Origin of the sequence: Paracoccus acridae (assembly GCF_014642735.1) — a bacterium.
GTDB classification, from domain to species: Bacteria; Pseudomonadota; Alphaproteobacteria; order Rhodobacterales; family Rhodobacteraceae; genus Paracoccus; species Paracoccus acridae.
In genome coordinates, this window is record NZ_BMIV01000010.1 from 92,048 (window position 1) to 110,799 (window position 18,752).

The window sequence follows — 18,752 nt, forward strand, 5'->3', positions numbered from 1 at the left end:
AGGGGTCAGGGGTGCCCTTGTCGCCTCATTCCTCCTGGAAGACGCGAGCGACGTCTTGGACGGTTGTGTTTGCGTCTCGGATGTTGCGCAGGCCGTCGGCCAGAAGGCCGGGGCTGTGGCGGCGGGCGGCGCGGGTCAACTCGGCCTCGGCGGCGCCGCCGTGGATCAGCGCCTCGAGATCGCGGCTGACGGCGATCACCTCGTAAAGGCCTAAGCGGCCCGCATAGCCCTGGCCCTGGCAGGCCGGGCAGCCCGTGGCGCGAAACACCCGCTCGCCCACGGCCAGGCCCTCGAGCAGGGCGGCCTCGGCCGGGCCGGCCGCGTCGGGGCGGCGGCAATGCGGGCACAGCCTGCGCACCAGCCGCTGGGCCACCAGCCCCACCAGCATGGGCGCCAGCAGGAACCGTTCCACCCCCAGGTCGATCAGCCGCGACACCGCGCCGATGGCGGTGGTGGTGTGCAGCGTGGACAGCACCAGATGGCCCGTCATCGCCGCCTCGGCCGCGATCTGGGCGGTGTCGCGGTCGCGGATCTCGCCCACCATGATCACGTCGGGATCCTGGCGCAGGATGGCGCGCAGCCCGCGCGCAAAGCCCAGCTCGGCCTGCGGGTTGACCTGCACCTGGCCGATGCCGTCCAGCGAATACTCGATCGGGTCCTCGACCGTCATGATGTTGCGCGTCCGGTCGTTGAGCCGATCAAGGGCTGCGTAAAGCGTGGTGGTCTTGCCCGACCCGGTCGGCCCCGTCACCAGCACCATGCCGCTGGGGCGCGCCAGCAGGCGGGCGAAGACCTCGGCGTCGCGCGCGCTCATGCCCAGCCGGTCCAGCCCCAGCCGGGCCTGGTCGCGGTCCAGCAGCCGCAAGACCACGCGCTCGCCGAACTGCGAGGGGATGGTGGACACCCGCACGTCGATCTCGTGGGGGCCCACGCGCAGCGACACCCGGCCGTCCTGGGGCTGGCGCTTTTCGGCGATGTCGAGCCGCGCCATCACCTTGATGCGGCTGACCAGCAGGGGGGCCAGCGCGCGCTTGGGCTCCAGCACCGGGCGCAGGATGCCGTCCACGCGCAGCCGCACCACCAGGCGCTTTTCCTCGGTCTCGATATGGATGTCGGAGGCGCGCTCGCGGATCGCCTCGAGCAGCAGCGCGTTGATCAGCCGCACCACCGGCGCATCGCCCGAGCGGTCCAGAAGATCGTCCACCACCGCCGCCGTGTCCGCAAGAGAGCCAAGCCCGCCCCCCTCCCCCGCCGCATCCCCCGCCGCAGCAGACGCCAAAACCGCATCGTCACGGTAAAGATGCGAAAGGCGTTCGGAGAAAAGGGCGTTGGGCAAACCCTCATACTCGATGGCGGATCCCGCGACGCGTTGCACCTCGGCCAAGGCCAAGAGGGGCGTATCGAAGCGGTGCAGACATGTCGTCCGACCCTCGATGTTTTGCAACAGGACACCATGACGCCGTGCGAAGACATAGGGCAGCAGGGGGACCTTGTCCGGCTGGACTCCCGGCATCACCGGCGCACCGTCATGGTGGCATTCACGATCCCTGGATCCGTGGTTCGATCCATATCCATGGCAACGACACGCAGACCTTGTTCGATCTCAAGCTCGGCGATCCATCGGACGATGTCGTTGAAGTCCGCCTTTTCGATCGCCAGTGCGACTTCCTCATCTGCCGCTTCGATGCGTCGGATCGTCAGATCGCGGGCGGCGGCCGTTCTGGTGACCACGGCGGAAATCGGCACATCCCCGGATCCGTCATCGTGCCAGGCACGCGCCGGTTCAGCCGATCTCGACTGCTTTCCGATCGAGGCCAGGGCCTTGGACCGGGCGGCAAGCAAGGGCCGCAACGCGATGTCCAGAACCAGAAAGGCGGTGACAGCCAGGATCATGCCCCATGCTGCCATCCGCCCGCGTCCGCTCAGCTTCAGCCATTCCCGTAAAGGCAGCCGCAACGATGTCGGCCTATTGTCCATGGATTGGCCCCCTGATGACCAGCCGCATCTCGGCTGTGCCATTGCTGCTTGTTGCCGCCCCCGAGGAGATGTTCAGCCCTGCGGCACCAAGTCGGCTTTCCAGATCGTGCAAGGCGGCAAGATCCTGTCCTTCGACCAGCATTCCAAGTTCGCCCGTCCTGGCGTCGAACGTCAGGGTGCGGACGACCATTCCGTCGTCGAAGGCAGGCAGAGCTTCGCTGACCTGGGTCAGAAGCGGAAGAACGCCGCCTGTTGCCAGTCCTTCGCGGGCCGTGTTTGCCTGCCGCTGCTGTCCTGCCTCTGGACGGATCGTCTGCGGGTCTGTCGGGGAATCGGCAGCTTCGCCCCGCCCCAAGGCCGCCTGCCGCTGGGCAATCCTTTCAAGCGCGATCGTTTCCGCGCCGAGGATTGCAAGATGCCCGATCAGCGCCAGCAGGGCGACGGCGGCTATTCCCTTGACCCTTCGCCGGCCCTTCCGGGCATAGCGGTCTGTCATCAGGTCGAATGTCAATGCCTCTGGGGGAGGGTCCTCGGGCATTGCCTGCACTGCGACGATCTGAAGCTCTGGCGGCAACTGGCCGCCGAACAGCACGATCCCCGGCATCCCCGCGGCACGCCAGAAGGTCGGAAAGACCTCGGTCCGCGTCGCAAGGCCGGTTCCATCGGGCAGCCGCACCAGAACCCGCCCGCCTGCCTCGCTCGCGTGCAGGCTGCCCATGGGCGGGACGGGCAGGTCCAGAACATCGGGGACAAGACGCGCATGTCCTGCATCGGCAAGGAGTGCCCATTCCGCCATGACGCTGTGCCGAAGAACCGCGACAAGACGCTCATCCTGCCCAAGTTCCGGTCCCGCAGCGATATGGACCTGGTCCAGCGGCTCTGCAAGAAGATCCTCGACGGCCGAACGCAGGGCTGCCTGCCGATCGCGACGTGGAACGGACGGCAGCTTCACCCGCGCCAGCAAGACATGTTCGCAAGGAATGGTGATCGCGTCCTTGCCGACCGTGCCGTCATTCACGCCGGGCAGCGCCATGGGGCCGTGCCCGGGCGGATCGACCCGCTTGGCTAACGCGGGCGCTAGGGACATTGCCCGATCTTCACGGACAACCGGTTCTGCGGCACCACAGGGTTCAGCCCATCTTCAAGATTTCAGACAGCCGGATTATAGCGGGAAAGTCTTAGCCTGTCCTGATCCAGATCCTTCCCTCCAGGGACCGCGCTTTCGGGAAGAGCGTTGAGACCGGAAGCGGTTGTTCCGCGTTCGGCATGTCCTTGGTGGCCATTGATCTTGGAAGGACCGGCTTTGGGCGGGTCCCTGCTTTTTCGTCGCCTGCGCTCACGCCACCAGGGGCTTGTGGTTTTGGGCGTGGCGCATGGCCAGCTTCCGGCCCATGCGGCCCGACACCATGGGCCGGGCAGCGGGCCGTACAAAGCCTGCCTCGCGCAGTTCGGGGAACAAGGCGAGGATCTCCTCGCGCGCGGCTTGGCCGATCATGTCCAGGGCCTGCCGGCCCGGGTGCAGCGACTCGGTTTCCGCGCCGTTGGACCAGACCACCTGATGGTCGTCGAACAGGACGTGGACATAGGTGATCTCGTCCAGGTCATCGGCGATGTCGATGCCCTCGACCAGCAAAAGCTGCTTGGCCGCCACCAGCACCTCGTCCGTGCCAAACATCTTCTGCGCGATCCGCGAACGAACCAGCACCCGATGCTGGGGAGAGACGATCAGGTCCGCCTCGGGCACGCCCTTGCCCAGGGCGCCCGCCGCAATGCGGAGGGGGCTCAGGTGGGGCGCGGCTTCCAACTCGTCCCGGCCCAGAAGGCGCCTGCCCACCCAGCGGACCGGCTGAAGCCCCGCGTCGCGGGTCACGACCAGATCGCCGACCCCAAGCCGGCCCGCGGCGACCGGGCTTCGGTCGGTCCGGAATGACGATATAAACGTATTCAGGTTTTTGGGTCCAGCCGATGGGAAAGCGGCCCAAGGTCAGGTCACGAATAGTGCCGCCGCCAAGCGCCGTGACAAAGGCGATGACCGCTACCCCGAAGATGTCCATGTTGCGCCGCCCCGCTGCAAGCGCACCGGACATCGCCTCCGCAGTGATCGCAACAAGGTAGATGACAAACAATACCGACTCCGAGGGGGGCAATGGGTACATGACGAAAGCTCCCAGCAAGGCCGGTAGATACAGGTTGCAGCTTCCAGCGAGCTTTTTCTAACACATACGAGGGTAGATATGCGTGACAGCGTTCGTGATGGCGACAACACTGTCCCTTATTATGGCCATCGTGACCCACTGCCTACATGGAGATCTTGGGTCGTTCGTTTCGGTAGCTCGGACCCAGTCTGCATCTCAAAACCGAGTCCCGGCCTCATGTCCAAGGCAGCATCCTGTCGCAGACGGCCTCGGCTGTTTCTGCAACAACTGCCCGCGCCTCCTCAGCGAACAGGCCTGCTATGTCGAATAGCACGATCATGGCCTCGGCCGCGGTCGCCATGCCAGGAGCGGCAGCAAGGAAGCGTGCTTGTTCGGGACGGATGTTTGTCTCCCCTTCCAAGACACGCATGAAGGCCTGGATGCGGCGGGCGCCACGGCCGGGTGTTCTGCCATCCTGCGATTGCGCAGCCGCCTGCAGGTTCAGGCCGAGATAGGTGCGGAAGGCCGTCTCGTGCGCCAGGCCCAGGTCTAAGAAGTAAAGGCTGATGGCGACCAGCCGGTCACGCAGGTGCCGCGACAGCGCATACCCATGACCTTGCGGCTGCAGGAATCCAGGATGACGGCCAGATAGCAAAAACCGATGGCGGCACGGATGTAAGTAAAGGCTGCGACCCAGGGGCTGTCCGGTTGATCGGGAATGATGTTGCAATACAGGTCGGGGAAGATCGGAGAGGCGTTGTTGCAGAGCTCACCTGAGCAAGGATTCACGTGAGGGCTGCTGTAGGTCAAGCGTTCTCTCAGCTCCGCTATCTATCGCGTGGCGTGCAGAAGCATCTCTCATGCAACTCTTTGATGCAGACGAAAATCATGCATAATCCTTGCAACGGCACAGATACGAGGCAGAAATGGCAGTATGGAGGAAACCCGCAGGCTTGGCGGCGCTTGCCTTGGGGATTGCAGTGGCGCCAGCACTGCCCGCGGCAGCGAATGGGGAGTTCCTGCAGGTTGATGTCGGAGAACGCACTCAATCCGCTGTTGCTACAGTGGTGCGCGGACAGTTCAGCTATGGGCTGAACTTCTCGAAATACGAAGATGGCCGATCCGGCGCGGCCAGCCTGACCTATGCCCTGCCCATCAATGCCCCCGCGACCCTTCGGCTGGGCCCATCGCTTGGCTTTCAGGACGACGAGGACGAGGGCAGCGATGTGACCGCCGGTCTGCGGCTGGTGGCCGAGCGTTATGTGCCCACGGATTTCGGATCAGCCTATTTTCTGGGGGATTTCAGCACGGTCAACCGCTCCTGGTTCCTGCTGGGTCAGTTGACTTATGCACCGGCCGACATTGGGATCGAACTGTCGCGGGGCGGCAGCAAGACCTATCACGAGACCACGCTTGCCGTGCAGAAACGCCTGTCCGGCGGCCCGGTCAGCTTGCGGCTTGGCTACAAGCTCAGCTCAGATGAAGTTTTCGCAGGCTTTTCCATCAACACGTTCTGAGGCGCCATGACCGATTATCCCCGCTTGACGCTCCGCAAGGCTGGCATCGCCTTTGGATTGGCCTGCCTTCTGGTGATGCTGGCTGTGCCCACGATCTTCGCCCTGCTGCGCGGAGACCGCTTCACCGACAGCACGCTGGATTATACGGCCCGCTTCCGAACCAATGCCGCAGCCGAGGACCTTGCCCGCACCCTTGAACGCGACTGGCGCGATCTGCTCGCCCTGGCGCAGCGGGTGCCGCAGCTCAATCCCGAGGAGTTGGGCCACATGCTGACGGGGGCCAGCGGCGATGGCAGCCGTATCTCGTGGCTGGGCTATGCCGATCTTGGCGGCACTGTGGTCGCGGCGACCAATGGACTGCTGGAAGGCCAGGATGTCAGCCAACGACCATGGTTCAGGGGCGGGCTAAACGGCGGATTTGCGGGTGACGTTCATGATGCGGTGCTGCTGGCCCAGCTTTTGGGGGGCGAGGGCGGCGAGCCATTGCGCTTTATCGATCTGGCGCTGCCGGTGTTGGATCAAAACGGCAATCCGGCAGGTGTTCTGGGCCTGCATATCAACGCCGCCTGGCTGACGAACGAACTGCGCGCATCCGCGCAGCTCTATGGACTGGACCTTTACCTGCTGAACCCGGCAGGTGATGTTTCCGCCACCTCGGCCAATGAAACACCCTCGGCTGGCGAGATGCAGATCCTGCGCGCGGCCCAGACCGGGATCGAGGCGGGCGGGCGCGAACGTTGGCCGGACGGACGCGACTACTTCTCGACCGTGGTGCCGCAGGTGACCCATGGCGAATTGCCGAACTTCGGCTGGCGCATGATCGGGCGGCTCGAGGCAGGCCGACTGCCATTCGGCATCGACCTGATGCAAAGCGGTGCGCATTGGGCGCTGCTAGCCATGATTGCGGGGATCGGGCTGCTGACGCTTGCCTTCGTGCGCGCAGTCATGGTGCCGCTGAGCCGGCTGGCCGCCTCGGCCGAGCGGATCGCAGACGGGTCGCAGGAATATCCCGCAATCTCGCGCGGAACGCGGGAAGCTTCGCAGCTTTCATTGGCGCTGATGCGGCTTCAGCATGATCGCATCAGCGACGAGAGTTGAACGATAACCGCTGCCCGAGGCCCGCAAGCAGGCCGCCAAGTTGAGCCCGCGCCGTGCCTGGCGCCGCGCCCTCGGCGTAAAAGCGCACCAGCAATGCCTCGCGCTGCGTGGCCGTGGGCAGCAGCCGAACCCGACAGCCGTCCACTGTGGGTGCGATCACCTCGACCGGGATGTCACCGACATCGCGCAGCCGCAATGTCCCCTTGGTGCCGACGGGATAGCCTTTGCCGCGCAGCCGCGCCTGGTCGATCGTCAGCGAACTGATCCATAAGCGGCGGATGTCGCCGTCGGTCACCAGAATGCCGCGGTCCGGCAAGTCGGCGATGTGGCGCTCGCGGCGCGGCAGTTCGATGCAGGCAAGCACGGTCATTGCCAGAACGAATATGTTGTAGATCGTCCAGAACAGCACCACCCACTTTCCGTCGCCCGCATCCTGATACGAGAAGCGGTCCATGAAAATGCCCAAGAGCAGCGCGATCAGCGTCAGCACCAGCAGGATCAGGAAGGGCATCATCATCTGCCACTGCACGGTGATCTTCGTGCGGTCGCCTCCCTTCGCTGTAACGGAAAACGGGTGTCCCTTGGGTTTGAACAGGCCGGTGAAGGCTGCCCGGCTGATCGGGATGGCGCCAATCAGCTGGCCCACATCATGCAGGATCGGCACCACCATGCCGGGCATCAGCACCCGCTGCACCATCTGCCCCCACAGGAAGAAGACTCCGAAATAGGTCAGAACGTCGGCCAACTGCGCATCGACGACAATCGTGCCGAAGTACCAGTAGAGCAGTGGGAAGACGACAACGGCAATGCGGAAGGGGAAGCTGGTGGTCCAGAACAGCACCGAGTCCAGGACACTCCAACGGTCGCGCAGGCGCAGGTTGTTTTTCGACAACGGCCCCAGGCGCGAGCGGGCGATCTGCATCAGCCCAAGGCACCAGCGGGCACGCTGCGTGACATATTCCTTCAGCCCCTCGGGGGCGAGCCCCTCAGTTAAGGGTTCAGCCAGATAGACCGATTTCCAGCCTTTGTCCTGCAGGTCCAGCGTCAGCATGAAGTCCTCGGTCACGCTTTCCGTCGGCAGTCCGCCGATCTCGCGCAGGGCTGTCCAGCGGCAGACCGAAGACGTGCCGCAGCAGAAGGCAATGCCCCATCCGTCGCGCGAGGGCTGCATGTGATCGAAAAAGAACCGCTGCTCGTCGGGATAGGAGTGGCTGATCCCCAGGTTGTGCTGAATGGGATCGGCGTTGAAAAAATGCTGCGGCGTCTGGACCAGACCGACCTCAGGGTCATGAAACAACGCCAAGCACCGCGAGATGAAGCCGCGATGAGGCACGAAATCGGCGTCGAGGACTGCAACAAAGTCGGGCGGCACGGGATCTTCCGCCAGGCGGTCGAGGCAGTGGTTGATATTGCCTGCCTTCGATCCCTTGTTGTCCGGGCGCCGCATGTAGCGCACGCCTTGCTCGGCACAATAGTCACGCAGCCAGTCACGGCGGCTGTCGTCGAGGACCAGCACCTCCTTGTTGCGATGCTGCAGGGCGCGGGCGCCGATGATGGTCCGCTCCAAGATCTCAAGTTCCTCGTTATAGGTGGCGATCAGGATGGCAACGCGCGGCTCGTTCTCGCCCCACCAGCCGGCATGGGTGTCAGCTTCTTCCGAGCGCAGCGTGATGCGGGACATGATGAGATAGGAACTGACCGTCCCGGCCATTGCCAAAAGCTCGAAGCCGAACAGCGAGTAGCTGGCCAGCATGTCCAAGGTCAGGCCCGCCGGCGCCAGTGTCTCGGTCCCGCGCCACCAGATATAGCGCAGCGCAAGCAGGAAGGCGGCGGAAAGCAGCAATCCGCGATGCAGGTTGTTTCGGACATCGACCCAGAAGGGCAGCGTCAGCCCGATCCCGATTGCCAGCAGCAGATGCGCGGTGCTGGAACCAAGGTCACTGAGAAGCGGGAAGTTCAGCATCTTATGGCAGCAGGCGGCGCAGCCCGTCCAGCGGACGCGCCTCGAAGAAGGCGCGACCGGTGCGCCCGATCATGCAGCCCTCGGCCTCTAGCTGCGCCAGTTGCGGCACGATCAGCGCAACGTCGTATCGTTCCAGATGACGCTGGCTTGGTGCAACGGCAAGGTTGCGATAGATCGTCTGGGCTCCGCTGCCGGCCAGCCGGGCCACCGTCGCGTCGTAAACGGTGGACGACCCACCCAGCCGGAACCGCGCCGCATCCCCGACCGAAAGGCTGTTATAGACACGCTCGGTCACCGAGGCCGTGACCATCGTTGCGCGGCAATCGACAAGGCGCAGCAACGGATCGCCCCGTTGGACATTGACGCCATCTGCCTCCAGAAGCTCCCAAAGGATGCCTGTCACAGGGGACTGCAAGTCGCCGCCGGTCAGGCTGTTCACGCGCACCCGTTCGCGGTCAACGCGCTCGCGCAAGGCGGCCACCCGTTCCTCGGCCTCGGCCAACTGAGTCTGGAGGGCTGCGATCTCGCTGGACAATTCGACCGCGCGCTGTTCCGCGTTCGGCGCGTCGTTATAGCCGTCGCCAAGAAAGACGTTTTCCTCGGCCGCTTGCAGCGCGATCCGCAGCACCTTGACCCGCTCGCGCGCATGATCCAGCACCAGGGCGTCCAGCCGTGGCTCGGCTGGCAGCCGCCCTATGCCATCCTCGACCGCTGCCAGAAGCTGCTGCTGCGTCTCGTCCGCAAGCGTGGCCCCAGTTTCGAGGATTGCAAGCCGTGCCTCTGCATGAGAAAGGCGGGTGCGCAACTCTTCAAGCCGACGTTCGCGGAAAATCTGCGTGCGTTCGATCAAGGCCTGATGCACGGCTTCGGTCTCGGCCAGCAAGGCCTCGATATGCGTCCGCGCAGCCTCTTCCAGCCGCATCTCCATCAGCAGATCGTCCAACCGGACCCGATCTACGACAGGATCCTTGAGGCTGGCCAGAACCTCGCCTTGTGTCACGCGGGCACCCAGTTGGCGCGCGGGCACGGTCAGGTTTCCTGCCACGGTCGCGCGAACGGTGACAATGGGCGCGTTCACCACGGCATCTGCGGTCGCGCCCGACATCTGTTCGCCCACGATGACCCACAAGGCAAGGATGATGGCCAGCAGGCCAAGGATCAGTCTCTTGTATTTCATTGGATCAGTGGGCTCCGGTTGCTGTCTGCACTTTTATGCAACGTAAGGATGTTATTCCAAGAGTCACCTGCCTTTTCAGGGATCCCGAAAACCGCCTCCTCAGGCGGCACATCCCCCTTCACGAAGCGCGAGATGGCAGAGCGCAAGCAACGTGTCCGAGTAATAATCGCCCGTGTCCCAGGGCCCACCTGGAAGGTCCGCGCAACGCGCAGCGTCGCCCAAGGCAAGAAAGCCAGGGCGGTCGCTTTGCGTTTCGGGGCGGCCATCCTCGGCCCGTGTCACGATGACATGACCGGGCTGGGCCCCTGCCTCAAGATTCTTCAGAGCGGCCGCGACGGCCGGGTGGCGTCCACGCCCTGACCAGACCAGGTAAAGCGGGATCCGCAGCGCGTCATAGCCCCAGGTTGCCCGATGTTCCTTGGGGGGCAGAAAGCCTGATGCGGCGACATCCACCCAGTTCCACAATCGCCCCGCCGCCGCCAGTTCGGCAAGCACCGTTTCGCCATGATCAGCCGCCCGAAGAAGGCGCGGATCGCCTGAAGCATCGCCCAGTTCGCGCAAGGCACGGGGCATGATGTAGGAGGGGTTGAACAGAACGCGGGCCGGCGCCCGCCGCGCCTCGGCCCCCGGCAGCAGCAGCCATTCGGCCGGGGCACGAGGATCGGATGCAAGGCAAAGCTCGGCAATGTCGCGGGCAATGGCAAGCGCCTTGTCCCGATGCCCGGTCCAGCCTGAATCCCGATCCGCCCTCAGCAACGCCCAGGCCCGGAAAAGGTCGCCATCAGTTGCATTATGCCAGTCGATCCGCCCGTCCTCATGCCGTCGGCTCCAGGCCATCAGCTGGTCCTGCCGCACGGCCAGATGAACCTGCGTCCATTCTTCTATTTGCTCGAATGCAGCGCGATCCCCTGCTGCCTGGGCCAGCAGCAGGCCATACCCTTGGCCTTCGGAATGGCTGATACCCTGTTGCCAGTCAGCGACGCGTCCATCCCGTAGATAGCGGTCGCACCAGATCTGCCACAAGGCGCGTCCAGAACCTGCAGCAGAGGACCAGGGGAGCCCGGCTGCAAGCAATGCAAGGATCAAGTGGCGGCGGGACGGCATGGCTTTGTCGCAAATTATGTGAGGGGTACGGATTTAACCATCGCGCATCCATGCCTGGAGACAAGGGCGCCAATCATGATGTGCTGTGTCCTTTGAGCCCGCGCAGGCCGAAGATTCCATAACACACGATAGCCAACAATGCCGATTGGCAATCATCTCGGGCGGGACGGCTCCGAATGGACCGGTTGTCTTTTTCGGCTTGACCGCACTGCATGCGAGAGCAAGCCATGTGGGCAGAGATTAAGAGTTGACGCTGTCCTTCAGGGCCTTTGCCACCGTGAACTTTAAGACGTGATGGGCAGGCTTTGTCATCGCCTTGCCTCTTGACGGATTGCGGACCCGTCGCTCGGGACGATCCCGACAGGAGAACTTGCCCAGGCCGGGAAGGGTGAGGGCGCCGCCTTCGGCCACGATCGAGGTCGCAACCTCGGACAGCGCATCAAAGATAGAAGAGACATCCTTTTTCTCAATGCCAGACTTTCGGCCATAGTGGCAAGCAGCTCAGTCTTGGTCACCGGCTTTATGTTCTTTCCTGATGATGTGAATATGCGCGGCCATCCGAAAGCCAGCGATCATGCGCCGGTTTGATTGTTCTCGACATGAAGTAATTCGATTTCTCCTTGAAGATCAAACCAGCCCTGTAGATGGAGACTATCCTGCCAGAGAGGGTTTCTGTATTGCGAGAGGCATCAGAGGAGACCGTCATGGACATCAATTACAACGAACTGTCACTCGAGCAGCTGAAAGAGATCAACAAGAAATCCGCAGCCGCCATTGCCGATTTCGAGAACCGTCGCAAAAAGGAAGCCATCCAGAAGGCGACCGAAATCGCAAAGGCTGCGGGCTTTGCCTCGCTCGAAGACATGCTGGCCGCTCAGCCCGCCAAGCAAAAGGCCGAGCCGAAATACCGCCATCCCGCAAATCCCGAACTGACCTGGAGCGGTCGCGGCCGAAAGCCCGGCTGGATTGCGGAGGCCCTGGAAGCCGGAAAGTCGCTCGACGATTTCGCGATCTGATGGTTCGCTCTAACTTTTGGGGTATGCGCCCAAGAGAATGCGCATGCCTCATCCAATTATCCGGCTGGGATAACTGCTAAACCTCTTCCGCTGCCATCTGCCTCAGCGTTCCGCAGTCTTCTTCAGAAAGAGGTCCATCATGGCCCCAGGGACTGTCAAATGTTTCAACGCCACCAAAAGGTTTGGCTTCATCCAGCCCGATAGCGGCGGGCAAGATGTCGGCCGGCAATCTGCAAGCAGGGTAAGCGAGGGTGCCGTCCTTCTTCACCACCTTACTGCTCCTGGCGAGGACACACCATCGAGCAAGGTCAGGCATGTTGCCTGGCCTTTTTTCATGATCGACTGCACAGCAAGGCCATAAGGGAGACCAGGAATGACCGAGGCATGCCGCCCTCAAGGTCAGCCGACCTGGACCTGTCCTGATCCGAAACCTGATCACACGGCCACACGTTGTTGATCGCACACACGAGGATTCATCATGATGGAAGACCGCACACGGCGGATCGAGGAACGCGCGCATTCCCTCTGGGAGATGGAGGGGCGGCCCCATGGCCGGGACGCGCAGCATTGGCAGCAGGCGGAACGCGAGATCGACGCGGAAGACGCGGCCCGAGCATCCGCCACCTCGGCCGATACGACCGCGAGGGGCCGCAAGCCAAGGCCGAAGGCTGCAGCGACGAAAGCCAGAAAAACCGCACAGGCAAGCCAGGGACCGGAAGCCAGCCCGACAGCGGATGCTGCCGCGGAGGAGCCGGCCAAGGCCCGAGGCCGCAAGCCAAAGGCTGCGGCAGGGGATGAGCCAGAGGCGCCAAAGGCAAAACGCGCCCGTCCTCCCAAGGCCGAAGCTGGAACCCCGGCGGCGGCATCAGCATCGGGCAGGGGCCGCAAACCGAAAGCTGCAGCCATCGAGGGTGGCGAGGCGCCAAAGACAACCCGAGGACGCAAGGCAAGGACTGCGTCAGAGGCTGGACCGGTCGGTGCAGCGGCAGACAGGGAGCCCGCGTCCCAAGACCTCACCGCGCCGGACGAGGATAAGGATCGCAGCCCGGAGGCGGGCCTGGACGCGCAGATGTCTCAAGCAGCCGCAGGAACTGCAGGACCCTCAGACGGCTGAGTGAACCCCTTACCGGGTGCCCATCGGATCGCCCTTTGCGCCGCAAGACTGCGCAAAGGGCCCTGCCTGCCTTGCACCGGCAAACGCCGCAGCACTGGCGAGGGCTCTGGTCCAGGCAGCCAAGCTCAGTGCCGCTGAACTTCTGCGGTGATTGCTTCGACAGGGCGTTGTTGGCCGCAGACACGGCACGCGATTGTCAGATGTCGCGGCCCTGCTCTGGCGCCCGTGGTCATCGTGACATGCACCGGGCAGCACCATTCATCATGATCGACTGCCCGCGAGCAGGGTCATGTCTTGACCAACGCGCGGGCCTTGTCTTGCATCCGGTTGATGAACTCAGCCCCACCTGTTGTCGCCCGGAAGACCGCCAGATGCGCTGCAAACGCCATCGCATTGCGACCAATCGCGTTCTCACCCCTGAAGGTTTGCTGTGCCGCTTGAGCCGTGGTCTTCACCGCGGAGGCCGCGTTTTTGGCGCCGCCAAGATAAAACCCTACACTTCGTCCCGCCATGAGGCCCACGGCCGCCAGACCCATCATCTGCAAACATTGAGACGAACTTGCATTTGTCTGACGGCACACGCGCCGGTCATTCGCGGCTGAGCGCCTCCACCGGGTCGAGGCGCGCGGCCGCGCGGGCGGGCAGGAAGCCGAAGACGATGCCGATCAGGGTCGAGGACAGGAAGGCCAGCAGCATTGTCGGCGCCGAATAGACGAGCCGAAGATCGGGTTGCAGCTGCGCCAGCAGCATGCCGCCGCCCAGGGCCAGGGCAATGCCCAGCAATCCGCCAAGAAGGCAGACCAGCACGGCCTCGATCAGGAACTGGGCCACGATGTCGGACCGGCGGGCACCCACGGCCATGCGGACGCCGATCTCGCGCGTCCGCTCGGTCACCGACACCAGCATGATGTTCATGACCCCGATGCCGCCCACGATCAGGCTGATGACGGCGATGGACGAGATCAGCATCGTCAGCGTTTGCGTGGTCGAGGTGATCGAGGACCGGATCGTGTCCGAGTTCATCAGGAAGAAGTCCTTCTTCCCGTGCCGTTCGGTCAGCAGCGCCTCGATGCCGGCCTCGGCCTCGGCCATGTCGGCGTCGTCAACGACGCGGACCGAGATCGAATCCACCACCGTCTGCCCGGTGATCCGCATGGCGACGGTGGTGTAGGGCACGAAGATCCGCGGGGACGATGGCCCCGGCCCGGCCGAGGTCTGCGAGGCGACGCCGATCACCTCCAGCGGCACGCGGCCGACCATCAGCACCTGACCGATGGCCGAGGCCGGGTCTGGGAAGAAGGCGGATGCGGCCTCGACATCCAGTACCGCCACCTGCCTGCGCCGGGCCAGCGTCTCGCGGCCGAAGGCCTGCCCTTCCAGCACGGTGAAGCCGCCGACGTCGAAATACTCGGTGCCCACGCCGCGGACCGAGACGCTGGCCGACGTGCCGCGCCATGTGACATTGGCGGTGGCCTGGATCTCGGGCGAGGCCGAGACAGCCCAGGGTTCGGCCGACAGCGCGTCAGCATCCGCCGCGACAAGCGTGTCGATGGCCCGCGCCCGGCGGTCGCCGAAGCCCGATCCGGGCCGCACGGTGATCGTGTTGGTGCCAAGGGACGAGATGTTTTCCAGCACTCGTTCCTTGCTGCCGGTACCGAGCGCCACGACGGAAACGACCGAGGCGATGCCGATGATGATTCCCAGCATGGTCAGGAAGCTGCGCAGGCGATGTGCGTTCAGCGCCCGCACCGCCACCACGAAGGCTTCGAGGAAGCGGCCGATCCGTGCCGCGATGCCGTTCCCTTCGCGGCCGGCCGCTCCGCGCGGCCCTGTCCCCGCCTGGGCGCGGTTGCGGCTGTCCGAGATGATCCGGCCATCCCGCATCTCGATCACCCGGCCCGCGCGGGCCGCAACCTCGCGGTCATGGGTGACGATGACGATGGTATGCCCTTCGGCGTTCAGTTCCTGCAGCAGTTCCAGCAGTTCCGCGCCCGAGCGGCTGTCGAGCGCGCCGGTCGGTTCGTCGGCCAGGATCACCTCGCCCCCGTTCATCAGCGCGCGGGCGACCGAAACACGCTGCTGCTGGCCGCCGGACAGCGCGCGGGGGCGGTGGTCCATCCGCTGGCCGAGGCCCAGCCGTTCCAGCAGCATCGCGGCGCGGGTGCGGCGTGCGCCTGCCGGATGGCCGGCATAGACCGCGGGCACCTCGACATTCGCCAGCGCGTCAAGGTCGGGCAGCAGCTGGTAGCGCTGGAAGATGAAGCCGAAATGCCGCCGCCGCAGCCGGGCGCGGTCTTCCTCGGACAACGCCCCCACGTCCTGCCCGGCGTAAAAATAGGTTCCCTCGCTGGGTCGGTCGAGGCAGCCGAGGATGTTCATCAGCGTGGACTTGCCCGACCCCGAGGAGCCGACGATGGCGACCATCTCGCCCGCCTCGATGGTCAGGTTGATCCCATGCAGCACGGTCAGCATCTCGTCGCCCGAGGGGAAGTCGCGGCGGATGCCCTTCAGCTCGATCAGCGGCGCCATGGTCAGAAGAGCCTCGGCGCGCCCATGCGGCCGCCGCCGCTGGGCGGACCTTGCGGGGCAGTGCTGCCGGGCCGGCCGCTGCGGCCGGTGACGACCAGTTCGCCCTCCTCCAGCCCGGCGCGTATCTCGGTCAGGCTGGCCGAGGCGATGCCGGTCTGAACCTCGCGCCGCCGGATCTCGCCGGTCGCGGGGTCGTGGACCTGCACCACCGCGCCGCCCTCGGGCGTGGGGCGGACGGCCGTGCCGGGAATGGCCAGCACGTCCTCGGCCTCGGCCAGGATCAGCGTGACCTCGGCCGTCATGCCGATCCGCAGGGTGCCTTCGGGGTTTGGCACGTCCAGAGCGGCGCGGTAGTAGATGGCGGTGCTGGTGTCGATCTCGTCTGCATCGGCGATGGCGGCAGGCGCGGGCTCCAGCGCCCGCAGCGTGGCCTGGTAGCTGCGGCTCGGATCGCCGGCAAGGGTGAAGCTGGCCTGCTGGCCGGGGCGGACATGGACGATGTCGGCCTCGGAAATCTCGGCCTTCACGACCATGGTGTCGAGGTCGGCGATCTTGACCAAGGTCGGGCTGGACTGATTGGCGTTGATCGTCTGCCCCTCGCGCACGGTGATGGCAACAACCGTTCCATCGACAGGGGCGAGGATTCGGGTGCGTTCCAGCGCCACGCGGGCGGACTGGACGGCGATTTCAGCCTGCGCGCGCGACGCCTCGCTGGCCTTCACATTGGCCTCGGCCACGGCAAGCTGCGCCTCGGCCGCCTCCAGGTCCTGGGTCGTCAGCAAGCCGCGCTGCGCCAGTTCGCGCTTGCGGTCCAGCGCCAGCCGCGCCTCGACGTTGGATGCCTGCTGCGCGGCGATCTGCGCCTCGATCTGGGCCAGCGCGGCCTCGGCCCGCAGCAGGTCGTTCTGCTGGTCTTCGGGGTCGATCTGGGCAACGAGATCGCCGGCCTTCAGCCGCTGCCCCAGTTCCACCGGCAGCGCCCGGACCTGCCCGCTGACCAACGCCCCCACCGATACCAGCCGCGACGCCTCGATGACGCCCGAGGCCAGCACGGTCTGCCGCACGTCCTGCCGTGCCACCTGCACCGTCGCGGGCGCCTCGGCCACCGCGTCGGTCGAGCGCGACGTCCACCAGGTCCACGAGCCGGCGACCAGCCCAAGGACGATGAGGATGCCGAGCCAGCGTCTGAGAGTCATGTTCTGCCTGCCTTGTCTGTGCCATTCCGACGGCCTTCTAGCCCCTCCTGCCCAAACCGAAAGGAAACGGACGCTCCGGCCGCGAGTTTTCGGAAGGACCGATTTCCAAAGGGCCGCATCCGAGAGGCCCCCTGCCAAAGCCTCATCGCGGCTGCATCGGGCACCCCCACGACCCATTGGACGACGCAGAGGCCAGAGCCCATGCCACCAGCCTCTTCGCCGCCTTCGCGCAGGTCGCCACGCGAGGCGCGATGTCCAGCCGAATCTAGGATTGAAAGATATCTCTTTCGCTGCAAGCGCCCACTCGCTTACTCAACGCAGCCTGCGGACAGGCGCATCAGCATCGTGGCGACCCTCTGCGGGCGAATGGATCGGTGACTGGGATGGAACAGGAACCGACCTCTCCAGGCTGTCACCCGACACGCGCCACCAGAAGGTCGCATGTTCATGGCGAACAACCTACTTCATAGGATCAACCGTGTCCTCAAAATCGTCGGCCGCAGGCGAGGGAAAACCGGCTGGCACCTGAATGTCGGTCAGTGGCAAGTCGCGGTCGATCAGCGTGACGCTGAGAGAATGAAGATCAAGCAACATGGCCCAGAACAATCTGTGAACATTAGTCATAGTTCCGATATGCCCCTGATCGTCAAGGACTACGGGTCACGACAAGGCAAAAAGGTGGGGACAGGCTGCTGATCCGGCACAGGTTGAGCGCTGAAGCGTGGCTTGGCTGGATCTTCCAGCCGGGCGGCGAACACTTGGAAACATAAAAACAACACAGGTGCCGCCCGGCTGATGGAGTAGTTGTGTCTGACGCTAACGTAAGGGGCAACTTGTCCTTTTGGTCAGCATATCAAGGACTGATTTTTATCAAACCCTTGGAACCCTTGCGCTTTGTAACGTCGTTTCAATAAATGCTCGCACAAAACAAGAAAACGTCGAGCAGAATACAACGGAAGGATGTGCGCTGATGGGCATCATTGATCCCAGCATCATTGCGGTCCTGAAGAACTACAGGCAGGCGCAACAAGGCAGCGCCTGCAAGGTCTCGGAACCCATAGGCTCAGTGCTGGTGGACTCGTTGCGGCGGATTTCGCTGCTTGGACCTGTGCGTGAGCCAGAGAAGGTCTGCGGCTAAGGCCGGCGACTTATGCATAGACAAAACGATCTTCTTTGCACATTCTGCATGTGCCGGCCCGCCATTCATTTTGTGGAAAGCGACAGGCCGGTTGATTGACGTTCTGAGCTGCTGATTTTCACAGTCGTCCCGAGGGTCGGACGGCAACACGGCGGACGCCAGATGACCGACACGACTATTAGCCACTCGCGCGCTGCTTATTCCTCCAACCAGAGCGGCGAAGCTGCTGCCCAGGATGACCTTGCCACTTTTCTTCGGGGATGGGTCAGCGCCTGTCTTGGTGACGGCGTACAGGAGCTGGACACGATGATCGTGACGGCGCCGGCCAGCTTAAAGTCTGCGTTCTGCTGCTATGACGTCATGGCAGAGGAGATCGAGGTCGTGGTCCAACGCATCTGGTGGGACATTGCGGTCAAGCGGATGCGGGCGGGCCGTTAACTATGCAGGAAGGCTCAAACCACTCCGGTCCCCCGCATAGACGTCTCACAATCCGATGGAAGCGACCCTGGAAAAAGCTGCCAAGCTTTCATGTTTTCTTGCTGACAAACCAGCTTCAGCCTCTCTCGGCAGGATGCAGCGCCCTGCCATTCCCGCTGCCTCATCAAATGGGCTCATGAAACCACATTACAGACGGCGAACCGGCAAACCCCGCTTGCCACAGCAGCAGCAGGGTCCCGGCAGCCGTGTCTTCGAGAGCACGAGCGCGAAGGGCAAGATCCGGGGGACCGCCCAACAGCTCGTCGAGCGCTATCGTCAGTTCGCGGAAGAAGCGCGGCTTGCAAATGACC

General features: G+C 64.1%; 20 protein-coding genes and 2 pseudogenes. 9 read left to right on the forward strand and 13 right to left on the reverse strand.

Annotated features, from left to right (window positions below; translation table 11 throughout):
- Positions 1 to 25 precede the first annotated feature (25 nt).
- The 6 genes and pseudogenes from IEX25_RS14270 to IEX25_RS14295 all read right to left on the reverse strand — a co-directional run bounded on the left by IEX25_RS14270 (position 26) and on the right by IEX25_RS14295 (position 4,842).
- On the reverse strand, positions 26 to 1,513 hold the full coding sequence (locus IEX25_RS14270; RefSeq protein WP_103175116.1) for a GspE/PulE family protein: 1,488 nt from the start codon (positions 1,511 to 1,513) through the stop codon (positions 26 to 28).
- Positions 1,513 to 1,977, reverse strand: a complete 465-nt coding sequence (locus tag IEX25_RS14275) for a type II secretion system protein M (RefSeq protein ID WP_188715802.1) — start codon at positions 1,975 to 1,977, stop codon at positions 1,513 to 1,515. Before IEX25_RS14275 ends, IEX25_RS14270 begins: the two co-directional genes overlap by 1 nt.
- Positions 1,967 to 3,010 (reverse strand): type II secretion system protein GspL, encoded by a 1,044-nt coding sequence (gspL, locus tag IEX25_RS14280; RefSeq protein WP_229665255.1) that lies wholly within the window; start codon positions 3,008 to 3,010, stop codon positions 1,967 to 1,969. Before gspL ends, IEX25_RS14275 begins: the two co-directional genes overlap by 11 nt.
- A 303-nt stretch (positions 3,011 to 3,313) precedes the next feature.
- Positions 3,314 to 3,925: a Hint domain-containing protein gene (locus IEX25_RS14285; RefSeq protein WP_188715839.1), complete on the reverse strand. Its 612-nt coding sequence runs from the start codon at positions 3,923 to 3,925 to the stop codon at positions 3,314 to 3,316.
- Positions 3,915 to 4,133, reverse strand: a pseudogene (locus IEX25_RS20325) (trimeric intracellular cation channel family protein); the annotation flags it as partial. The pseudogene IEX25_RS20325 and the gene IEX25_RS14285, both read right to left, overlap by 11 nt.
- A gap of 214 nt (positions 4,134 to 4,347) precedes the next feature.
- A complete protein-coding gene (locus IEX25_RS14295; RefSeq protein ID WP_188715806.1) occupies positions 4,348 to 4,842 on the reverse strand; it encodes a hypothetical protein in 495 nt (164 codons plus the stop codon).
- Positions 4,843 to 5,065: 223 nt separating this feature from the next.
- On the opposite strand from IEX25_RS14295, the gene IEX25_RS14300 reads away from it, so the two are divergent.
- On the forward strand, positions 5,066 to 5,629 hold the full coding sequence (locus IEX25_RS14300; protein ID WP_188715808.1) for a hypothetical protein: 564 nt from the start codon (positions 5,066 to 5,068) through the stop codon (positions 5,627 to 5,629).
- A gap of 6 nt (positions 5,630 to 5,635) precedes the next feature.
- Positions 5,636 to 6,727 (forward strand): cache domain-containing protein, encoded by a 1,092-nt coding sequence (locus IEX25_RS14305; protein WP_103175005.1) that lies wholly within the window; start codon positions 5,636 to 5,638, stop codon positions 6,725 to 6,727.
- On the opposite strand, the gene IEX25_RS14310 is transcribed toward IEX25_RS14305, so the two are convergent.
- The 4 genes and pseudogenes from IEX25_RS14310 to IEX25_RS14325 form a co-directional block, all read right to left on the reverse strand.
- Positions 6,711 to 8,480 (reverse strand): glycosyltransferase, encoded by a 1,770-nt coding sequence (locus tag IEX25_RS14310; RefSeq protein ID WP_229665258.1) that lies wholly within the window; start codon positions 8,478 to 8,480, stop codon positions 6,711 to 6,713. The genes IEX25_RS14305 and IEX25_RS14310 overlap by 17 nt on opposite strands.
- Positions 8,481 to 8,691: 211 nt before the next feature.
- Complete coding sequence (locus IEX25_RS14315; protein WP_188715809.1) at positions 8,692 to 9,867, reverse strand: HlyD family secretion protein; 1,176 nt, start codon at positions 9,865 to 9,867, stop codon at positions 8,692 to 8,694.
- 99 nt (positions 9,868 to 9,966) lie between these two features.
- Positions 9,967 to 10,971, reverse strand: a complete 1,005-nt coding sequence (locus tag IEX25_RS14320; RefSeq protein ID WP_103175002.1) for a glycosyl hydrolase family 8 — start codon at positions 10,969 to 10,971, stop codon at positions 9,967 to 9,969.
- A gap of 240 nt (positions 10,972 to 11,211) precedes the next feature.
- A pseudogene (locus tag IEX25_RS14325) lies at positions 11,212 to 11,459 on the reverse strand (HU family DNA-binding protein).
- A gap of 156 nt (positions 11,460 to 11,615) precedes the next feature.
- On the opposite strand from IEX25_RS14325, the gene IEX25_RS14330 reads away from it, so the two are divergent.
- The 3 genes from IEX25_RS14330 (at position 11,616) to IEX25_RS20425 (ending at position 13,101) form a co-directional block, all read left to right on the forward strand.
- Positions 11,616 to 11,987, forward strand: coding sequence for an H-NS histone family protein (locus IEX25_RS14330; protein WP_188715811.1), 372 nt, complete (start codon positions 11,616 to 11,618; stop codon positions 11,985 to 11,987).
- Between the two features lie 139 nt (positions 11,988 to 12,126).
- Positions 12,127 to 12,348, forward strand: coding sequence for a cold-shock protein (locus IEX25_RS20420; RefSeq protein ID WP_188715813.1), 222 nt, complete (start codon positions 12,127 to 12,129; stop codon positions 12,346 to 12,348).
- A 120-nt stretch (positions 12,349 to 12,468) separates the two neighbouring features.
- The gene (locus tag IEX25_RS20425) at positions 12,469 to 13,101 is read left to right on the forward strand and encodes a DUF2934 domain-containing protein (RefSeq protein WP_368856826.1); all 633 of its coding nucleotides are present in this window, start codon (positions 12,469 to 12,471) and stop codon (positions 13,099 to 13,101) included.
- Between the two features lie 287 nt (positions 13,102 to 13,388).
- Here the strand turns inward: IEX25_RS20425 and IEX25_RS14345 are convergent, their stop codons facing one another.
- From IEX25_RS14345 to IEX25_RS14355, 3 genes are read right to left on the reverse strand one after another with little or no spacing between them, the layout of a single operon-like run.
- Positions 13,389 to 13,637, reverse strand: a complete 249-nt coding sequence (locus tag IEX25_RS14345; RefSeq protein ID WP_188715817.1) for a hypothetical protein — start codon at positions 13,635 to 13,637, stop codon at positions 13,389 to 13,391.
- Between the two features lie 52 nt (positions 13,638 to 13,689).
- Positions 13,690 to 15,630: a MacB family efflux pump subunit gene (locus tag IEX25_RS14350; RefSeq protein ID WP_103175025.1), complete on the reverse strand. Its 1,941-nt coding sequence runs from the start codon at positions 15,628 to 15,630 to the stop codon at positions 13,690 to 13,692.
- Between the two features lie 2 nt (positions 15,631 to 15,632).
- Positions 15,633 to 16,826: an efflux RND transporter periplasmic adaptor subunit gene (locus tag IEX25_RS14355; protein ID WP_158248111.1), complete on the reverse strand. Its 1,194-nt coding sequence runs from the start codon at positions 16,824 to 16,826 to the stop codon at positions 15,633 to 15,635.
- A gap of 441 nt (positions 16,827 to 17,267) precedes the next feature.
- Here IEX25_RS14355 and IEX25_RS14360 point away from each other — a divergent pair, with 441 nt between their 5' ends.
- From IEX25_RS14360 to IEX25_RS20430, 4 genes are all read left to right on the forward strand, one after another.
- Positions 17,268 to 17,522 carry a hypothetical protein gene (locus IEX25_RS14360; RefSeq protein WP_146038742.1) on the forward strand — a complete coding sequence of 85 codons (255 nt, stop codon included), beginning with the start codon at positions 17,268 to 17,270 and terminating at the stop codon, positions 17,520 to 17,522.
- A 274-nt stretch (positions 17,523 to 17,796) separates the two neighbouring features.
- The gene (locus tag IEX25_RS14365) at positions 17,797 to 17,964 is read left to right on the forward strand and encodes a hypothetical protein (protein ID WP_188715820.1); all 168 of its coding nucleotides are present in this window, start codon (positions 17,797 to 17,799) and stop codon (positions 17,962 to 17,964) included.
- Positions 17,965 to 18,126: 162 nt separating this feature from the next.
- Positions 18,127 to 18,402: a hypothetical protein gene (locus IEX25_RS14370; RefSeq protein ID WP_188715822.1), complete on the forward strand. Its 276-nt coding sequence runs from the start codon at positions 18,127 to 18,129 to the stop codon at positions 18,400 to 18,402.
- Positions 18,403 to 18,577: 175 nt separating this feature from the next.
- Positions 18,578 to 18,752 (forward strand): DUF4167 domain-containing protein (locus tag IEX25_RS20430; RefSeq protein WP_368856827.1); only part of this gene is annotated, 175 nt, incomplete at its 3' end.

Bases quoted from the DNA above. Each gene is read 5' to 3' on its own strand.
- IEX25_RS14270 (WP_103175116.1), bottom strand. From the start codon at position 1,513: ATGCCGGGAGTCCAGCCGGACAAGGTCCCCCTGCTGCCCTATGTCTTC.
- IEX25_RS14275 (WP_188715802.1), bottom strand. From the start codon at position 1,977: ATGGACAATAGGCCGACATCGTTGCGGCTGCCTTTACGGGAATGGCTG.
- gspL (WP_229665255.1), bottom strand. From the start codon at position 3,010: ATGGCGCTGCCCGGCGTGAATGACGGCACGGTCGGCAAGGACGCGATC.
- IEX25_RS14305 (WP_103175005.1), top strand. From the start codon at position 5,636: ATGACCGATTATCCCCGCTTGACGCTCCGCAAGGCTGGCATCGCCTTT.
- IEX25_RS14310 (WP_229665258.1), bottom strand. From the start codon at position 8,480: ATGCTGGCCAGCTACTCGCTGTTCGGCTTCGAGCTTTTGGCAATGGCC.
- IEX25_RS14315 (WP_188715809.1), bottom strand. From the start codon at position 9,867: ATGAAATACAAGAGACTGATCCTTGGCCTGCTGGCCATCATCCTTGCC.
- IEX25_RS14320 (WP_103175002.1), bottom strand. From the start codon at position 10,971: ATGCCGTCCCGCCGCCACTTGATCCTTGCATTGCTTGCAGCCGGGCTC.
- IEX25_RS14330 (WP_188715811.1), top strand. From the start codon at position 11,616: ATGGAGACTATCCTGCCAGAGAGGGTTTCTGTATTGCGAGAGGCATCA.
- IEX25_RS20420 (WP_188715813.1), top strand. From the start codon at position 12,127: ATGGCCCCAGGGACTGTCAAATGTTTCAACGCCACCAAAAGGTTTGGC.
- IEX25_RS20425 (WP_368856826.1), top strand. From the start codon at position 12,469: ATGGAAGACCGCACACGGCGGATCGAGGAACGCGCGCATTCCCTCTGG.
- IEX25_RS14345 (WP_188715817.1), bottom strand. From the start codon at position 13,637: ATGGGTCTGGCGGCCGTGGGCCTCATGGCGGGACGAAGTGTAGGGTTT.
- IEX25_RS14350 (WP_103175025.1), bottom strand. From the start codon at position 15,630: ATGGCGCCGCTGATCGAGCTGAAGGGCATCCGCCGCGACTTCCCCTCG.
- IEX25_RS14355 (WP_158248111.1), bottom strand. From the start codon at position 16,826: ATGACTCTCAGACGCTGGCTCGGCATCCTCATCGTCCTTGGGCTGGTC.
- IEX25_RS14360 (WP_146038742.1), top strand. From the start codon at position 17,268: ATGTTCATGGCGAACAACCTACTTCATAGGATCAACCGTGTCCTCAAA.
- IEX25_RS14365 (WP_188715820.1), top strand. From the start codon at position 17,797: ATGGGCATCATTGATCCCAGCATCATTGCGGTCCTGAAGAACTACAGG.
- IEX25_RS14370 (WP_188715822.1), top strand. From the start codon at position 18,127: ATGACCGACACGACTATTAGCCACTCGCGCGCTGCTTATTCCTCCAAC.